The sequence below is a fragment of the Sphingobacterium sp. SYP-B4668 genome (assembly GCF_027627455.1).
Classification (GTDB): Bacteria; Bacteroidota; Bacteroidia; order Sphingobacteriales; family Sphingobacteriaceae; genus Sphingobacterium.
Map to the genome: position 1 here is coordinate 922,358 of NZ_CP115483.1, position 18,540 is coordinate 940,897.

The window sequence follows — 18,540 nt, forward strand, 5'->3', positions numbered from 1 at the left end:
CAAACGAATGACAATTATGAAAACATTAGGCCAGTTTATTATTGAGAAACAGGCTGATTTTCCCTATGCGAAAGGGGAGCTTTCCCGGCTATTGCGAGATATTGGTATCGCTGCAAAAGTCGTCAATCGGGAAGTCAACAAAGCGGGGCTGGCTGATATTCTGGGTGAATCTGGGCACGTAAATATTCAAGGTGAAGGCCAAAAAAAACTGGATGTCTATGCTGACGAACAATTTATGCGGGCATTAAGTAGTGGAGGGGAGTGCTGTGTGTTTGCTTCGGAGGAGCAAGATGAGGCCGTCTATCTCAATTCAACAGTTTCTAAAGATGCCAAGTACATTGTTTGCATCGATCCGCTTGACGGTTCTTCTAATATAGATGTAAATGTCTCGGTAGGGACTATCTTTTCTATCTATAGGCGAAAATCAACAGAAGGAGAGGCTACGCTATCAGATATTCTACAAAAGGGCATTCATCAAGTTGCTGCTGGGTATATTATCTATGGTTCTTCGACGATGTTGGTCTATACCACGGGTAAGGGCGTGAATGGGTTTACATTGGACCCTTCTATCGGAGAATTCTGTCTTTCCCATCCTAATATCATTATTCCTGAAAAGGGTAATATTTATTCCATTAATGAGGGTAATTACGTTAAATTTCCGCAAGGAATAAAAGATTATATTAAATACTGTCAAATCGAAGACGTAGCCACCCGACGTCCTTATGTATCGCGATATATTGGCTCTATGGTTGCCGATATACATCGTAACTTGTTGAAAGGAGGGATATTTTTATACCCCACAACCTCAAGTCATCCGCAGGGTAAGCTCCGTTTATTGTATGAATGTAATCCAATTGCATTTATAGTGGAGCAGGCAGGAGGTAAAGCGACTACTGGATATGAACGTATACTAGATATCCTACCTAGGGAATTGCACCAGCGGTGTTCGGCTATAATGGGGAGCCGAGAAATGGTAGAAAAAGTGGAGGATTTCTTAAGACCTTAGATGTAGTATTGAGGTAGTCTTACAGGCTATCCCTTACTTCTAATAGAAATCCTTTTAATTTTTCAAGTGAGTCTACAACACGTTGGTTTTCTCGGGCTTCATTTTTATTGGAGCGCAGGTAATCACGCGCACCTTGCAACGTGTAGCCTTTGTCCTTGACTAGGTTGAAGATAATCTTTAGATTAGCGATGTCATCTTGCGTAAATAGGCGATTACCCTTCTTATTTTTCTTAGGTTGAAGGATAGGAAATTCGCGTTCATAAAACCGAATTTGTGAAGCATTGACATTAAACATTTCCGTCACCTCACCCATCGTATAGTATAGCTTGTTTATTTCACGTTCCTTATAAGGCATATTATTTATCTACATTAATCCTAGTCAAACAAACTTAGATAAAATGCTTCATATTCACAAGCCGAATATGGTTCGTTTACATATTACATCTCGTGTTTTCTCAGCTTGTATTGGTGAATGCAATGCATTTTCTCTAAGTTTGAATTATGCTTATCGTTAGTGAATTTTGGACAAAGTTGTTTTCGTTTGGTAAAGCACACGCTGTAACGATATATCCATTTATCTTTCTCAAGAAGCGGCAGCTTTTGGACGATCAGACACTCATTAATCATGAACGTATCCACTTGAGACAGGCGCTTGAACTGGGTATACTATTCTTTTATATTTGGTACCTTATCGAGTTTGGGATTCGAATGTTGCGATATCGAAATTTTAGAAAGGCATATCTAATGATTTCCTTTGAACAGGAAGCCTATCTGCATGAACAGGATTCACATTATTTGGATAGGCGTAGGTATTGGCAGTTTTGGCGGTATATTAGCAAATGAAAGAGCTCCTTTAGGAGCTCTTTCATTTGCTATTGAATCAACTTCAAGAAAGTCGAAATCTTTTGCTTCAATTCACGTCTATCGACAATGAAATCCAAGAAACCATGTTCCAGTAGGAATTCCGAAGTTTGAAATCCTTTGGGTAGATCTTTCTTGATTGTTTCTTTGATGACTCGTGGACCAGCAAAGCCAATCAATGCCCCTGGTTCGGCAATATTGATATCTCCAAGCATCGCATATGATGCTGTAACTCCTCCTGTTGTAGGATCTGTTAATAGACAGATGTAAGGAATTTTTGCTTGACTTAAAAGTGCTAATTTTGCAGAAGTCTTGGCCATCTGCATCAAAGAGAAAGCTGCTTCCATCATGCGTGCTCCACCTGATTTGGAGATTAACATGAAAGGGACCTTGTGCTCTAGACAGTAATCAATAGATCTAGCAATCTTTTCTCCCACTACCGATCCCATGGATCCGCCTATAAAAGTGAAATCCATACAGGCCACCACCAAATCTTTGCCATCAAGCTTGCCGTGTGCACTTCTTAGTGCATCGTTAAGTCCTGTTTTTGCTCTTACTTCAACAAGGCGCTCGGCGTAGGGTTTCGTGTCGATAAAATGGATAGGATCACCAGATTTGAGATTCGCAAATAGCTCAGTGAAATTGTTGTCGTCAAATAGGATTGAAAAATAAGCCGCGGATCCAATGCGGATATGATATCCACAATATTGGCAAACATAGTTGTTTTCAATCTGTTCAATATTTAATAAGGGTTTTTTACATGCCGGACATTTATTCCAAAGACCATCTGGTGCCTCTTTCTTGTTTTCTGTCGCGGTATTAATCCCTGCTTTTTCTCTTTTAAACCAACTCATATAAAAGTTCTTATTCGACTACAAACTTAGATAAAAATGCTTCTTTTCACAAGTGTTTTTATTATTGCGATTAAAGAGGGGATGCTTGAATATAGGGTGGTGAGGATATATGCAATTATTTGATGTTTGTAGAATCGGCTTGGAGGTGTTTTTCCAATGCCAATTTATACTAGTTTCCCCTAAGTATAGACTTACTTGTCACTGTTTACAGCGCTTAATAATCCATTAGGGGTCCCACATCTTGTCCAATATTTCTTAGTGTGAATCATGGGGTGCCTTCGGCTGTTCCTTGGTAGTGGTACGGCATAAAAAACGATAAGACTTTTACGAAAGAGATATGGGGAATCCGAAAAAGAGAGCAAATACGTGATGTGCCTTTGGGTGGCACACTATGCCAAATGGTATGCACTGTGTTCTAAATAGGGGTACCTCTATAGGATTCACTGTAGAGCATTTAGGAAGTATCGTTTGCCATTCGGTAACGACATCTTGGAACACAGTTGCTACGGCCTTTGTGCAGAAACATTTTCTACGGCAGATTTAAGATGCAATTTTAAATGTGACGAATAAAAATACAGGGTATTTGATGAAGAATTCAAGAAGATGGCCGTGAAAAATCGTCCAGTAATCAAAGAATTTATATTTCACAGTGATCCGATGGAACACGTTTCAAAATTTTAGGCATAAAAAATGGGCAAGCCCCTTTTATCGCACCGCTCAACCAAATACCCTTGCTGTGTTCCCACCCTGGGGGATTCAAAGGGAGCTGGTCGTAAAAGACTTACCCACCACAAAAGTAGCAAATTATTGGGATTTGCGAAAACAAATATCCTTTAATTTGCTACTGAGCTGGTTTTCATCTTATTATTTTTTTTTCGACGTCGCTGTGATTGTTTCCACTTAACAGAATCTGCCCATGCCTACATTAAGTAATATCACATATTCTTGTCGTCATATTCGCCAATCAGCGCGTAATATCCAAATAATCCCAAGCCAACGGATATAATGGGTGTAAGGATACCCAGGATAATAATACCAAATACCAAGTCTTCTTGATGGCCAGTAACTAATTTAGGGATACCTAGCTCTGCAATGCAGAAGTATGCTGTTAGCAATGCGAGTATAATCCAGATAGCTCCCAATATTTTTTTGAGGATTCCCATATTAGTCGTTTATGTTCTTATGAATGATAGATTTATTGATATAAAATGCGCCAATGATAAAGCACACAGCGGATATGATGATAGGGTACCATAAGCCGGCTAGGTAGTACTCAGGGTCTTGTGCGATTTGTGCATTGGTGGCCAAATAGGTGGATACAGCAGGCAAAAGGCCTCCGAATATGCCATTTCCGATATGATATGGAAGTGACATCGATGTGTAGCGTATTTTAACCGGAAACATTTCAACTAAGAATGCTGCAATCGGTCCATATACCATCGTGATGTAGATGATTTGTATGAAAATAAGAAAAGTGAGCCACCATCTATTTTGTCCTTCTATTGTGACGATGCTTTTAGATGTTTCGTGCCCATCAGCATTGCTTACTGTCCGTACTTCTTGGACTAACGTTTGGTCGCTATAGCGCGTTTCTGAGGTATAGATTGTTGAATTATGCAGGTCATCTTTTTTCTGTGATAGTAGTTTCTTATCGGCTGATTGCTCTTTTTTGCTAATATTGGTGATGGTATACATGGCTTCATATATTGGCCGGTAGGTACACAGTGCCAGCAGCATGCCTAAGAGCATAATCCACTTGCGTCCCACTTTGTCACTGAGCCAACCAAATACAATGAAGAAGGGAGTACCTAAGAGAAGGGCTGTTCCCAAAATAAGATCTGCTTGGTCCGAATCTAGGAACATCACGGTCTTCATGAAACTCATAGAGTAAAATTGGCCTGTATACCAGACAACACCTTGTCCCATCGCTGCACCGAAAAGCGCTAATAGTACAAATTTCAGATTATATCGGTTACCAAAGCTTTCTTTTAGTGGGTTTGTAGAAGTCTTCCCTTCTGACTTGGCTTTCTTAAACTCAGGGGATTCATCCATATTCTTACGGATTAAGTAAGATACATATACCATCACGATAGAGAGCATGAACGGCACACGCCATCCCCACTGATCGAATTGCTCTGCTGTAAGGAAGCTTTTGGTGAGTAGAATGACTATTAGTGAAATGAAAAGACCGAATGTGGCTGTCGTTTGTATCCACGAAGTCCAGTATCCGCGCTGCCCTTTGGGAGCATGCTCAGCAACATATGTTGCTGCTCCGCCATACTCACCTCCTAAGGCGAGTCCTTGCAGTAGCCGAAGAATAAGGACCAAAAGCGGAGCCAAGAAGCCAATCGAGTCATAGCTTGGGATACAACCAATGAGAAACGTAGCGCCCCCCATTAATAATAGGGTGACCATAAAGGTGTATTTTCGACCAATCATGTCACCTAGCCTGCCAAAGAATAGAGCACCAAAGGGGCGGACGACAAAGCCAGCAGCGAATGTGGCTAGTGTAGAAAGAAAGGCGGCGGTGGGATTGTCCGACGGAAAAAATTTGGTTGAAATGACAATGGAAAGACTTCCAAAGATAAAGAAATCGTACCATTCAATAAGTGTGCCCATGGAAGAGGCACCAATGACTTTCCAGATTCCTTTTTTGTTTACAGGGTCTTGCATAGTTGGGTTTAGGTATAGGTTATTGTTGTAACTTGTATGTTTTTCCAGGTAGGGATATTAATAAGTCTTCCATCTCCATTTCTAACAGGAGGATAGCCAGTTTACTTTGGGGCCAATCACAGTACAATGCAATTTCATCCACAGTAGCCTGCTCCCGCTCTTGGATATATTGAAAGACTTTCTGCTGATCCTTTGTTAATTTTGGGAGGCGTAGTGTAAATTGGGTATTTGTGACCTTAGGTCTGTCTGGCTCCCAATTCATGAGGTAGCACAGATCTTCTGCATGGCGTATCAAGTGAGCCCTATTGGTCTTGATTAAATAATTGCACCCCGCTGAAAACTCTTGGTCGGTAGCCCCAGGGACTGCACACACATCCCGATTATAACTATTGGCAATTTCTGCGGTGATAAGAGCTCCGCCTGAAGCGGCAGCTTCAATGACGATGGTGACATCTGCCATGCCCGCAATGATGCGGTTTCGCATCGGGAAGTTCTGACGGTCGGGGTTGGTTCCCGAAGGAAATTCTGTAATTAGACCTCCGCAGTCAATCATGTCGGAAGCAATATCCCGATGTGCCGCTGGATAGATGCGGTCCAAGCCGTGCCCTAGCACACCTATTGTGGGTATTTGATGTTTTAAGGCTATGGTATGGGCATGCACATCGATGCCGTAGGCCAAGCCACTGATAATGTGTGCATCAAGGTGCTGGAGATCTCGTATTAGATTTTCGGTCATCTTTCGACCATATGCAGTGGCCTTACGGGTCCCCACGACGCTGATGACTTTAGGTGGATTTAAGGATACTGATCCTTTGTAGTATACAATTAGAGGAGCATCTTCACAATTTGCTAATCTTTTGGGATAGTTGGGGTCTTCCCACCAAAGTGGGGCAATGCGATGTTTTTCAATAAACGCAAGTTCCTTTTCGGCATCTAATAGCGCTTGCTTGCTGAGAATTTCATTTGCCAGTACTTCCCCAACACCGGGAATATGTTGTAGTGTTTTTTTTGAAGCTTCAAAAATAGCGTCTACTGCGCCCAGTTGCGATAATAATGACCGCGATAGCTTAGGCCCAATGCCTTTGATTTTGGTCAATGCTATTTTTTGTAAGATGCTCATAAATGGTTATCCTAATATAGGAATAATTCCTAAAATCACGAATAGGTTGGGCTTCTTTTGTAAAGAATAGTAACTTTGTGCCTTATATATTGAAATGTTAATCAGTATAGGCACATCGTGCATATATTATTTATTTACACGGATTAACAATTAAACGAGGTATAGTGAAGTCATTTATGCCATAGCGTTCACACACGTAATCAATAAAAGAAAACATTAGCATGGAAATGAAAGAACCTTTTGACATAGAAATAGAGAACATCATCTATTCTATTTTTCCAGAAGAAGAGGATACTTATGTGGTATTTAAAGACGGAAGGGAATATGTCCAGATTATTAAAGATACGGATACAAGTTGGCTAAAATTACATCCTGAAACTGGGTTGCCTATGTTTGGTATGGACGAAGAGATTCATTTGATTGGGAAGAAAATTCTAGAGGAGCTAGGGTAGTAGGTGGGATGTGCGTATTGGCTTTGGCATAAAGAGGATTATTATTATCGCCCATAGTTACTCAATACGCACTATTTAGTCCGCTCGACGTTCTACATTTGCACGTATACGACATATTTAGTATCAAAGAAATCCTCTTTAAAATAACTAGACAGCGGGTGGAGTTCAGCTTTGAGTTTTGACTCTTTGATTTCGTCCTTCAAATCTCCGCCTTTAAGGTAGAGAATCCCATTGGGTACACCATTTTTGTCTTGCTTAAGAAACTTGTTGCGTATCCAAGGTGCAAAATCTCCTAATCTAGTTACAGCCCTAGATACCACAAAGTCATATTTATAGTCCAATTGTTCAGCGCGTATATGGTCTGCCTCAACGTTGGTAAGTTTCAAAGCAGCAGCGACCTCACGAACTACTTTTATTTTCTTGCCGATGGAATCAACTAGATGAAATTTTACTTCAGGAAAAAGAATGGCTAGTGGAATACCTGGGAAACCACCACCCGTGCCAACATCTAAGATATGAGTGCCAGGGGTAAACGCTGTTATAAATTTTGCGATACCCAAAGAATGTAGGACATGATGCAGATATAGGCTTTCTATGTCTTTTCTGGAGACTACATTGATTTGGTTATTCCAAAAAGGGTAGAGCTCAGCAAGCTGCGCAAACTGACTTTTTTGAACTTCATTCAGGTTTGGAAAATATTGATAGATTATGTCTACTGTAGGATTCAAAATATTGATAGTTTAGCGTGAACGATTATTTCCAAGTGCGTTGCGTTTTTTTTCTATTAAACAAGCCATTGATACAAATATAGAAATAGTAATACAGGTCCAGAAATGGAAGCCACCATATTAGATCATGTACAGCAAGTTTTTTATAGATTGGACGAAAGACTAAAATCTGTGTGATCAATCTGATAAAGTAGGCTCCTACCACATAGTGCCACATGTAGGGGAAGACGGACACGATTGTTAATAAGGATATGTAAAATAATGCTGCCGATATCAATTGGATTCCTAGCATGCGTTGGTGCTTCTTTTTGTACAAGACTGAAGCGCCAGAATGCCTAGCCTTCTGTTTATAATAGCTTTTCCAGGAATCCTTAGGGACCGAATACATATGTGCATCCGGATGAATCGCGATTTTAACATTGGTTCGGTTGGCATTTTGATTGACAAATAAGTCGTCATCCCCAGATTTGATATGCATGTGTGAGGTAAATCCCTTGGATTTAAAAAAAAGCGACTTTCTGTAGGCCATGTTGCGTCCTACGCCCATATAAGCATTTTTTTTGAGTGCATAAGCGAGATAGCTCATCGCGGTGTGCGTGGTCTCAAATCGGATGAGTTTATTGAGGAAGCCCTTCTTTTTAAAATATGGAGAATAGCCAAGTACGATTTCGGTCCTTTCTGAGAAGGCGCCTGCTATTTCGGACAGCCAATGGCTAGAGTTCGGTTGACAGTCTGCATCGGTAAATAAGAGGTGCTCATGACTAGCGGCTTTGATACCAAGTGTGACGGCAAACTTTTTATTGTGTTTAAGTTGTATGTGTTCCTTGATCTCCACAAGCTTTAGATTGCCATGTTGCCTTTCAAGGTCTTGTAATACCCATTTGGTATCGTCACTAGAGCAGTCATTGACGACGATGACTTCAAAATGTGGATAATCCTGTCCAAGTATTAAAGGGAGAAATGTTTTCAGATTTTCCTCTTCATTCCTAGCACAGATGATAATGGAGAGTGGGATTGTATTATCCATCGTCTGAAAGGATTTGACCTTATGCAACGAAAGTTTTCCATATACAAATAGGATATAAAAGAGTTGAATCAACAGTAGTACCCCTATAATAGCTAATGCTAGATGGAAGAAGGTAAAATTAAGATTAGAAAAATAAGATATATTCACGAGTCAAAATTATGGAGAAGTATTGACGAATCTGTGATTCGAGCGTTAAAATTAGTTATTTAATGTCAAAATGAGACGTTATCTGATAATATTTGTATAGCATCTATAAAGAGATGCCATATTTTGTAGTACTTTTGCAAGTGTTTTTGAATGTCTGTATATTGGCTTTCAGAACCATCTGTATGAGGTTAGCGTATTGCGCCTTAGATATCGCATAGAATAGAGAGGTTATTTCATGAAATTTACGCTTCAAGCAAACGACAAATTTTCTAAAGCCCGTGCTGGGGAAATCGAAACAGCTCACGGTAAAATCCAAACACCAATTTTCATGCCTGTAGGTACTGCCGGTACTGTCAAAGCTGTCCACCAACATGAATTGAAAAAGGATATTGAAGCACAGATTATTTTGGGGAATACGTATCACCTGTATCTACGACCAGGATTGGATGTCTTGAATAAAGCTGGAGGTATACATAAGTTCAACGGCTGGGACGGTCCTATTTTGACGGATAGCGGCGGGTATCAAGTATACTCGCTTACCGAAGTTCGTAAAATAAAGGAAGAAGGGGTGACTTTTCGCTCCCATATCGACGGATCCAAGCATCTTTTTACTCCAGAGAATGTGATGGATACACAACGGATTATCGGTGCTGATATCATAATGGCTTTTGATGAGTGTACACCATATCCATGTGATTATGGGTATGCACGTCGATCAATGGAAATGACCCATCGCTGGTTGAAACGCTGTTGCGATCGATTCGACGCTACCCAACCCTTATATGGTTATGATCAAACATTGTTTCCAATCGTACAGGGATCTGTATACAAAGATTTACGGGAGCGATCGGCCGAAGCGATAGCGTCTTTTAATCGAGAAGGGAATGCGATAGGAGGTTTGTCGGTCGGAGAACCAGCTGAAGATATGTATGGGATGACCGAAGTGGTCTGTAATATCCTACCTTGGGAAAAACCTCGTTATCTCATGGGTGTAGGTACGCCTATCAATCTACTCGAAAATATAGCTTTGGGTATTGATATGTTTGACTGTGTGATGCCTACTCGCAACGCTCGCAATGGAATGCTATTTACACAGAATGGAATCATCAATATCAAGAATGAAAAATGGAAGGATGATTTCTCGCCTATCGAAGCGGAAAGTGACTTAATGGTTGACCAAATTCATACTAAGGCGTACCTCAGACATTTAATACGCTCCCAAGAGATTTTAGGAGCGCAGATCGCATCATTACATAATTTACATTTTTATCTTTGGCTTGTCGAACAGGCGCGTGAGAAAATCGTAGAAGGGACTTTCTATGATTGGAAAAATAAAATGGTCAAAATTTTAGGACAACGTTTGTAAAATAGCGAAAGAAGCATGTATCCATGAAGATCATAGATTGGTATATCATAAAAAAATATTTGTCGACTTTTGTCTTCACTATGGCTATTTTTACGGTTGTCATGGTTATTTTTGATGTTTCTGAAAAGCTGGATAATTTCTTAGAGCATAAAGCACCGCTTTCTAAGATTGTTTTTCAATACTATGCCGGATTTATACCATTCTACCTTAATTTTCTATCTCCACTAATTAATTTTATCGCTGTTATTTTCTTTACATCTAAGATGGCCGATCAGACGGAGATTGTCCCCATACTTAGTGGTGGGATGAGCTTCAATAGGATGTTGAGACCTTATATGATTGCTGCGTCGATTATCTTTGCGGTGACTTTTGTCTTCAACATTTACATCATCCCCCGGACGAATAAGATGAAGGTAGGCTTTGAAAATGTATACGTAAAGCCCGATCGTGCCGGAGGGTCGACTTCGTCCACCCATATGCAGATAGATTCGAACAGCTACGTATACATTGATAATTTTGATACCAAACAAAAGATTGGCTATAACTTTGTCCTTGAAAAATTCGATGGAGATAAACTCATTGAGAAAATGATGGCTGATCGGATTCGATGGGATTCAGTTGCTACAAAATGGAAAATCGAGAGTTACACTAATCGAATAGTCAACGGTCTGAGTGAGCGTATGGACAAGGGTGATCAGAAAGATACCACATTGGATATGAGGCCCTCTGATTTTGAGAAATTTGACAATATGTTTACAGCGATGAATACTGATGAGCTCAATAAACGTATTGAAAAAGAAGGGACCCGAGGTACCGGAATGATGACGGATTTGCTGTTGGAAAAATACAAACGTTATATCTACCCTTTTTCTGCCTTTATCTTGACGCTGATGGGCGTATCGCTTTCATCGAAGAAAGTAAGAGGTGGCATCGGCCTGAGTCTTGGATTGGGGATTGCATTAAGTTTTGTTTATATCGTATTGATTCAATTTTCGACCATGTTCTCGCTCAAAGGGGGACTACCACCGTTGATAGCAGTGATGATTCCGAATCTTATCTTTTTGACCTTGGCGGTCTATTTACTGTATAAGGCTCCTAAATAATATTTAATCAATGATATCTTTTTTTAAAAACAACCAGAATGTCCTCATTCTGCATTTGACGGTTTTAATCTGGGGATTCACAGGTATATTAGGCAATTTGATTTCTGTCTCCGCTATTCATTTAGTTTGGTATAGGGTCTTGATAGCAGCGCTTTCTTTATTGGTCTATTTTCTATTCAAAAAACAAAGTATAGCTGTTAGTAAAATCGATTTTATTAAATTCTTCATGACCGGCGCGGTCGTGGGGTTGCATTGGGTATTATTCTTTTATTCGATAAAGGTATCTACCGTTTCGGTAACATTGGTCACCTTGTCATCTTTAACATTATATACCGCTATTTTGGAACCAATCCTGTATAAGAGAAGGATTGCAGGTTTGGAGATTGTGGTGGGACTTATTATTATTCTAGGTATTTATACGATATTTCAGTTTGAGACGCAATATTTGATGGGGATATTAAGTGGGTTGGCTTGCGCCTTTTGCGCGAGTATCTTCTCGATCCTGAATAGTAAAATGGTCAAATCGGCTAGTGCGACAATCATCACTTTTTATGAAATGTTGGGCGCTTTCTTTTGGATCAGTGTATTTATGCTTTTCTCGGGCGATTTCAATAGTCAACTGGCTCTTGGTGTACAGGATTCGCTTTATTTGCTGCTCCTAGGTGTCGTATGTACGGCTGTAGCTTATGTGTTGGGAGTAGCAGTGATGAAAGAGCTTACAGCATTTACGGTGGCATTGACGACCAATTTAGAACCAGTATATGGTATTCTATTGGCAGTACTTATCTTTGGGCAGCAAGAGACGATGAGCGTAGGTTTTTATATGGGTTCAGCCATCGTATTGGGGGCGGTATTTTTATATCCTTATATCAAGACCAAAATAGAACGGCGTCAAAAAGAATTGCTCATTCGTAAGCTTCATTAGCAATCCTATAAAAGCAGAAATGCCCGACAGGAATGCTTCCAATCGGGCGCTTTCTTATTTACTTAGGTTGATTTAAGCGTACTCGTATACTGCTTCCTTGCTTTCCAAATTGGAATATCCCATCAGGAATTTGTCCACTTGGCGTGCGCACTCGCGACCTTCCGATATGGCCCATACGACTAGGGATTGGCCCCTTCTCATATCTCCTGCAGCGAAAATTTTATCTGAAGAAGTTTTATACTCACCTTCGTTGGCAAGAACATTGCCGCGAGGGTCTAGGCTTACTTTCAATTGCTCCAGTAAACCTTCTTGCTGCGGGTGTAGAAAACCCATTGCTAGCGTGACAAGTTCACAAGGCAATTCTCTTTGTGAACCTTCTACCTCTTTGAATTTTGTAGGTCTTCCCAATGCATCTGTTTCCCATTCCAAATCTACAACTAGTGCTGCTCTTAGATTTCCTTGTTCATCACCCAAAAACTCTTTGGTACTGATGCTCCAATGACGTTGACAACCCTCATCGTGAGATGTTGTAGTCTTGAGCAACATGGGATAGGTAGGCCAAGGCATGGCCGCTGATCGCGAAGCTGGTGGCTGTGGCATGAGTTCAAACTGTGTGATTGATTTCGCTCCGTGGCGGTTGGACGTTCCAACGCAGTCAGATCCAGTATCACCGCCACCGATGACCAGTACATTTTTGCCTGTAGCTGTGATTTCTTCGACCTCAATAGCTGATTCTCCTACGCGCTTATTCTGTTGTTTTAAAAACTCCATGGCGTAGTGAACCCCCTTTAAGTGACGTCCTGGAATGGCAAGGTCCCGAGGTATTGTAGATCCACCAGAGAGCACGACAGCATCATACTCCTGTAACTCGCTGACAGGGATATTTTTGCCTACTTCACTATTGGTGCGGAATTCTATCCCTGACTCTTTCATGACGTCTACCCGTCTATCAATGATAGATTTGTCCAATTTGAAATCTGGGATACCGTAGCGCAGCAGCCCCCCCACTTTGTCGTCTCTTTCGTAGACAACAACATCATGCCCCGCCTTGTTTAGCTGGGCGGCGGCGGCAAGACCTGCTGGGCCCGAACCTACGACAGCCACGCGCTTGCCAGTTTTTAAAAAGCTCTTATTGGGCTTTACATATTTCTTCTTAAAAGCTATCTCAATAATATGTTTTTCGATTTCCTCAATTGATACTGGGGATTTGTTGATGCCAAGTACACATGCGGATTCGCATGGTGCAGGACAGATTCTTCCCGTAAATTCAGGAAAGTTGTTGGTCGATACCAAAATGTTGTAGGCATCTTCCCATCTACCATCATAAACTGCATCATTGAATTCTGGAATGACATTGCCAAGCGGACAACCCGAATGGCAGAAAGGTATTCCACAATTCATGCATCGCGCCGCTTGTTCATTAAGTTGTGTATCAGAATAGCTCTGAACAAATTCCTGATAATGTTGTTTTCTATTTTCTGCTGCTTCCTTTTTAGGAAGTGCTCTATCATATTCTAAAAATCCTGTTGCTTTTCCCATGACGTTCCCTCTTATTTGGCCTCTACTAATTGTTTAAGTAATACATTTTTATATTCCCGTGGAAATACTTTGATAAATTTGGATTTCTCCGCATTCCAGTTTTGGAGGATGTAACCTGCACGTTCACTTTTGGTCAGGTGGGTATGGCGCTTCAATAATGCTATTATTGCGGTTTCATCTTCGGTGTCTAGAGGGTCTAAATCTACCATTTCAGGGTTGCAGTTGTCTTTGAACGTCCCATTGATGTCGTAGATCCAAGCTATTCCTCCACTCATTCCCGCAGCAAAGTTACGACCGGTAGGACCTAGTATCAATGCTCTTCCTCCAGTCATATATTCACAACCGTGGTCACCGATACCTTCCACTACTGCTGTCGCACCAGAGTTCCGTACGGCAAAGCGTTCACCCGCCATTCCGTTGATGAAGAGGTGTCCCGAAGTCGCTCCATACAACGCGACATTGCCAATGATGATATTTTCGTGAGCGATGAGTGGGCTATCACTTGTAGGATATATAGCCAACTGTGCACCAGAAAGACCTTTCCCTACGTAATCGTTGGCTTCACCTTCAAGTTCAAATGATATCCCTTTGGTATTGAATGCACCAAAAGACTGGCCCGCAGATCCTTCAAATTTAAAGTTGATGGTATTGTCTGGTAGCCCTTCAGCACCGAAGACTTTGGATATTTCGTTGGACAATAGCGTTCCGATTGTGCGATCCGTATTCTTGACCGGGAAAGTTCCGAATACAGGAGTCTTACTTTCAAATGCATATTTCGCTTGCTTTAGAAGGCCCCAATCTAGAATCATACCCATGCCATGATCTTGTTCTTCCGTATTATGAAGTGATTCACCAGGAGCGTTGGTCGGTACATGGAGTATGCTAGAGAAATCAATTTTCTTTGCTTTCCAATGTAGGATACCTTCTCTTTTCTTCAGGAATTGCGCACGGCCTACCATTTCGTTGATGGTACGGAAGCCCAATTGTGCCATTGTCTCCCTAATTTCTTCAGCTAAGAATTGGAAAAGGTTGACAATGTCCTCCGGCTTGCCCGAAAATAGTTTTTGTAACTCCGGATCCTGTGTTGCTACACCTACAGGACAAGTATTCAGATGACATTTGCGCATCATGATACACCCACCCGCAATTAGAGCTGCGGTAGCAACTCCCCATTCTTCAGCACCAAGTAGGGTTGCAATGACAATGTCACGACCAGTCTTCATTTGTCCGTCAGCCTGTAGTACTACACGGCTTCTCAGCTTATTTTGTACCAATGTCTGATGGGCTTCGGCTAGACCAAGCTCCCATGGCAGTCCAGCATGTTTCACTGAGCTGATTGGAGAAGCGCCCGTGCCACCATCATATCCTGCAATCAGAATAACGTCGGCATGTGCTTTTGCGACACCTGCTGCGATAGTACCTACACCTGCCTTGGATACCAATTTAACATTGATACGGGCTTCTCTATTTGCATTTTTAAGATCGAAAATCAGCTGTGCAAGATCTTCGATTGAATAAATGTCATGGTGAGGAGGTGGAGATATCAATCCTACACCTGGAGTAGAGTGTCTCAGTCTCGCAATAAAGTCATTGACCTTATGGCCGGGGAGTTGACCACCTTCTCCAGGCTTGGCACCTTGCGCCATTTTGATTTGAATTTCATCCGCCTCGGTTAGATAATGTGAGGTGACCCCGAAGCGAGCAGAAGCCACTTGTTTAATCGCTGAGCGCATGGAATCCCCGTTAGCCAAAGGTACGAACCGAGCAGCATCTTCTCCTCCCTCTCCTGTATTACTCTTGGCCCCGATACGATTCATAGCGACCGCTAATGTGCTATGCGCCTCGGTTGAAATAGAACCTAGGGACATCGCTCCAGTGGCAAATCTCTTCATGATATCGCGTGCTGGCTCTACTTCTTCAAGAGGCACAGGCATACGGTGCTTTGCAAAGTCTAGTAAGCCTCGAAGGGTATACATTTTTTCCTTCTGGTTGTTGATAAGTCCTGCATATTTTTTGTAAGACTCGTAATCATTGGTCCGACAGGCCTGTTGTAATAGGTGTACAGTCTGTGGATTCCACAAGTGACCTTCGCCACGTCTTTTCCATTGGTATAAACCTCCTTCAGGAAGTAGGTTCTTCTCTGTGCGCGCATGTCCGAATGCAGACCAGTGCTTGGCCAACACTTCTGTAGCGATGTCATCTAATGATAACCCTCCAATACGAGATACTGCTCCGCAGAAGTATTTATCTACTACGCTAGAGTCTATACCCAATACCTCGAAGATTTGAGCGCCGTGGTAAGATTGCAAGGTGGATATACCCATCTTCGAGAATATTTTCAATAATCCGCCGCAAATAGCTTTTACGTAATTTTTCTTTAAGGTGTCCCAAACCAGGTCAGTATCCATGTTCCCTTGTTCTTTCATGGTACGGATACTTGCCAATGCCATATATGGATTTATAGCTGTAGCGCCGAAAGCCAATAGACAAGCAAAATGGTGAACCTCCCATACATCACCCGCTTCAACAACTAATCCGACAGCACCGCGGTTGCCTGTTTTAATCAAGTGGTGGTGTACGGCCGACACGGCAAGGATAGAAGGAATTGGTGCGTGTTGGGAGTCGATAGCACGATCGGATAGGATTAATACTTCAAATCCATCACGCACGGCGTCATCGGCATAGCGGCATAGTCTTTCTATACCATCTTCTAATGATCCCGGATTGCCATCGGCTTTAAAGTACAATTGTAATGTCTTCGCTTGGAAGACTCCGGTATCAATAGAACGTAATTTTTCAAGTTCGCTGGAAGTCAGGATAGGGTGCTGCAACATCACACAATGACAGAATTTTTTGTCCTCTATCAGAATATTGCCTGCATTCCCGATGAAGGTTGCTAGACTCATGACCAATCGTTCGCGGATAGGGTCAATCGGAGGATTGGTAACCTGTGCAAAGAATTGTTTAAAATAGCTAGATAAGTGCTGTGGCTGATCGGATAGTACGGCAAGGGGTACATCTGTACCCATAGATCCTATAGGTTCATATCCAGTTAGCGCCATTGGTGTAAGGATAGTTTCTAAATCTTCTCGCGAATAACCGAATCCTTGTTGATATTTAAAAACAGATTCCTTGGACAGATAGGTGTATGTCACACGTGGGTCTGCCAATTCCTCTAATCTTATTTTGTAATTGTTCAGCCATTCTCCGTAAGGTTGTTGACGGATGAGTTCACCCTTTACCTCTTCGTCTGTACGAATACGTCCAGCTTCCATATCCACTACAAATATCTTACCGGGTTGTTGACGCCCTTTCTTGATAATGGTATGCTCTGGGATAGGTAAGGCTCCAGCTTCAGAAGCTACAACTACACGGTCATCCGATGTAATGGCATATCTCAAAGGACGTAAGCCATTGCGGTCCAATGTGGCTCCAATGGTTTTTCCATCCGTAAAACACAAAGCCGCTGGACCATCCCATGGCTCCATTAGGGTAGCATGATATTCGTAAAAAGCTCTTTTGAGAGGGTCCATCTGTGTATTGCCATCCCAAGCTTCTGGGACTAGCATCAGCATTACATGTGGAAGACTGCGACCGCTGTGCAATAAAAGTTCTACGACATTGTCCAAACAGGCCGAGTCTGACTGCCCCTTGTCTACTACAGGTAGTAAAATCTGCATTTCCTCGTCGGTGAAATACGGGGATGACAATGATCTTACGCCAGCATAGAACCAGTTAAGGTTTCCTGTCAAGGTGTTGATCTCGCCATTGTGAGCGATATGTCTGAACGGTTGGGCCAGCGACCATGAAGGGAAAGTGTTTGTAGAAAAACGGGAGTGTACTAATCCGAAAGCAGAGACTACTCTCGGGTCTCTCAAATCCTTAAAATAAGTGCCGACCTGATAAGTAGTGAGCTGTCCTTTATAGATAATAGTCTTGCAGGATAGTGAAGCAATATAAATAGGGAGTGGATAAGCTTGAAGTTCTTTTATTTTTTGAATAATCAAGCGTCTAAGTACAAATAGTTTGCGCTCAAACTCTTCGGTGTTGGATATGCCATCAGGACGTGCTACAAAGAATTGGACAATTTCGGGCTCAGCGCTTAATGCTGTCTGACCAATTCCTTCCCGATTGACAGGTACAGAGCGAAAACCTAAGAATCGCATATTGCGCTCCTCGCAAGATTTGATAACTGTTTCTCGGCAGATGTCATTCATCTCGGGATCTTTAGGAAGGAATAACATTCCCGTTCCATAGTATCCGGGCTCCTCTAGTTGAATACCTAATGAAATACATTCTTCCCACAGAAATTCGTGTGGCAATTGAATCATAATACCTGCGCCGTCACCACTCTCAGGGTCACAGCCACATGCTCCGCGATGCTCCATGTTTTCTAACATAGTAAGTGCATCTTTAACCTGATGATGAGACTTGTGGCCTTTTATATGAGCTACAAAACCAACTCCACAGGCATCATGTTCAAAATCAGGGTTATAGAGTCCCTTGCTCTCCGGTCTTTCGTTTGTCATCTTTCTCCTCAAATAATTATTCAGTTTGCTAATATAGGAATAAAACAAAATATATTTTCAAAAAAACATAATAAAAATTTCATTTTATTATGTTTTTTCTAATATAAATATTGATTTGTGAGCGATTTTATATTATTTGAGCTTTAGGGTTGGAAGTCCTTAAGCTATGGATATATTGGGCAGTGGGGGTATACTTGGAAGCGATGATAG

15 protein-coding genes and 1 other RNA gene are annotated in these 18,540 nt (G+C 41.6%); 6 read left to right on the plus strand and 10 right to left on the minus strand.

Annotated elements, in window-relative coordinates:
• Window positions 1–7: 7 nt before the first annotated feature.
• The gene (fbp, locus tag OQ289_RS03960; RefSeq protein ID WP_270089509.1) at window positions 8–1,006 is read left to right on the plus strand and encodes a class 1 fructose-bisphosphatase; all 999 of its coding nucleotides are present in this window, start codon (window positions 8–10) and stop codon (window positions 1,004–1,006) included.
• 19 nt (window positions 1,007–1,025) lie between these two features.
• Here the strand turns inward: fbp and OQ289_RS03965 are convergent, their stop codons facing one another.
• Window positions 1,026–1,361, minus strand: coding sequence for a MerR family transcriptional regulator (locus OQ289_RS03965; RefSeq protein ID WP_033564760.1), 336 nt, complete (start codon window positions 1,359–1,361; stop codon window positions 1,026–1,028).
• A 146-nt stretch (window positions 1,362–1,507) separates the two neighbouring features.
• On the opposite strand from OQ289_RS03965, the gene OQ289_RS03970 reads away from it, so the two are divergent.
• Window positions 1,508–1,849 (plus strand): hypothetical protein, encoded by a 342-nt coding sequence (locus OQ289_RS03970; protein ID WP_270089510.1) that lies wholly within the window; start codon window positions 1,508–1,510, stop codon window positions 1,847–1,849.
• Between the two features lie 29 nt (window positions 1,850–1,878).
• Here OQ289_RS03970 and accD read toward each other — a convergent pair whose 3' ends face one another.
• The 5 genes from accD to dprA all read right to left on the minus strand — a co-directional run bounded on the left by accD (window position 1,879) and on the right by dprA (window position 6,514).
• Window positions 1,879–2,721: an acetyl-CoA carboxylase, carboxyltransferase subunit beta gene (gene accD, locus OQ289_RS03975; protein WP_270089511.1), complete on the minus strand. Its 843-nt coding sequence runs from the start codon at window positions 2,719–2,721 to the stop codon at window positions 1,879–1,881.
• Window positions 2,722–3,410: 689 nt separating this feature from the next.
• Window positions 3,411–3,508, minus strand: an RNA gene (ffs, locus tag OQ289_RS03980) — signal recognition particle sRNA small type.
• Window positions 3,509–3,656: 148 nt separating this feature from the next.
• Window positions 3,657–3,884, minus strand: a complete 228-nt coding sequence (locus tag OQ289_RS03985; RefSeq protein ID WP_270089512.1) for a DUF6814 family protein — start codon at window positions 3,882–3,884, stop codon at window positions 3,657–3,659.
• A gap of 1 nt (window position 3,885) precedes the next feature.
• The gene (locus tag OQ289_RS03990) at window positions 3,886–5,394 is read right to left on the minus strand and encodes an MFS transporter (protein ID WP_270089513.1); all 1,509 of its coding nucleotides are present in this window, start codon (window positions 5,392–5,394) and stop codon (window positions 3,886–3,888) included.
• Between the two features lie 19 nt (window positions 5,395–5,413).
• Window positions 5,414–6,514 (minus strand): DNA-processing protein DprA, encoded by a 1,101-nt coding sequence (gene dprA / locus OQ289_RS03995; RefSeq protein ID WP_270089514.1) that lies wholly within the window; start codon window positions 6,512–6,514, stop codon window positions 5,414–5,416.
• 221 nt (window positions 6,515–6,735) lie between these two features.
• On the opposite strand from dprA, the gene OQ289_RS04000 reads away from it, so the two are divergent.
• On the plus strand, window positions 6,736–6,966 hold the full coding sequence (locus tag OQ289_RS04000; RefSeq protein ID WP_033564767.1) for a hypothetical protein: 231 nt from the start codon (window positions 6,736–6,738) through the stop codon (window positions 6,964–6,966).
• A gap of 92 nt (window positions 6,967–7,058) precedes the next feature.
• Here the strand turns inward: OQ289_RS04000 and rsmG are convergent, their stop codons facing one another.
• Both rsmG and OQ289_RS04010 read right to left on the minus strand, forming a co-directional pair.
• Window positions 7,059–7,694, minus strand: coding sequence for a 16S rRNA (guanine(527)-N(7))-methyltransferase RsmG (rsmG, locus tag OQ289_RS04005; protein WP_270089515.1), 636 nt, complete (start codon window positions 7,692–7,694; stop codon window positions 7,059–7,061).
• 25 nt (window positions 7,695–7,719) lie between these two features.
• On the minus strand, window positions 7,720–8,868 hold the full coding sequence (locus tag OQ289_RS04010) for a glycosyltransferase (protein ID WP_270089516.1): 1,149 nt from the start codon (window positions 8,866–8,868) through the stop codon (window positions 7,720–7,722).
• Window positions 8,869–9,103: 235 nt separating this feature from the next.
• Here OQ289_RS04010 and tgt point away from each other — a divergent pair, with 235 nt between their 5' ends.
• From tgt to OQ289_RS04025, 3 genes are read left to right on the plus strand one after another with little or no spacing between them, the layout of a single operon-like run.
• A complete protein-coding gene (gene tgt / locus OQ289_RS04015) occupies window positions 9,104–10,234 on the plus strand; it encodes a tRNA guanosine(34) transglycosylase Tgt (RefSeq protein WP_270089517.1) in 1,131 nt (376 codons plus the stop codon).
• Between the two features lie 23 nt (window positions 10,235–10,257).
• Window positions 10,258–11,337 (plus strand): LptF/LptG family permease, encoded by a 1,080-nt coding sequence (locus tag OQ289_RS04020; RefSeq protein WP_270089518.1) that lies wholly within the window; start codon window positions 10,258–10,260, stop codon window positions 11,335–11,337.
• Window positions 11,338–11,347: 10 nt separating this feature from the next.
• Window positions 11,348–12,262: a DMT family transporter gene (locus tag OQ289_RS04025; RefSeq protein ID WP_270089519.1), complete on the plus strand. Its 915-nt coding sequence runs from the start codon at window positions 11,348–11,350 to the stop codon at window positions 12,260–12,262.
• 72 nt (window positions 12,263–12,334) lie between these two features.
• On the opposite strand, the gene OQ289_RS04030 is transcribed toward OQ289_RS04025, so the two are convergent.
• Together OQ289_RS04030 and gltB are read right to left on the minus strand one after the other, a co-directional pair.
• On the minus strand, window positions 12,335–13,801 hold the full coding sequence (locus OQ289_RS04030; protein ID WP_270089520.1) for a glutamate synthase subunit beta: 1,467 nt from the start codon (window positions 13,799–13,801) through the stop codon (window positions 12,335–12,337).
• A gap of 11 nt (window positions 13,802–13,812) precedes the next feature.
• Window positions 13,813–18,330, minus strand: coding sequence for a glutamate synthase large subunit (gene gltB / locus OQ289_RS04035; RefSeq protein WP_270089521.1), 4,518 nt, complete (start codon window positions 18,328–18,330; stop codon window positions 13,813–13,815).
• Window positions 18,331–18,540: the final 210 nt, after the last annotated feature.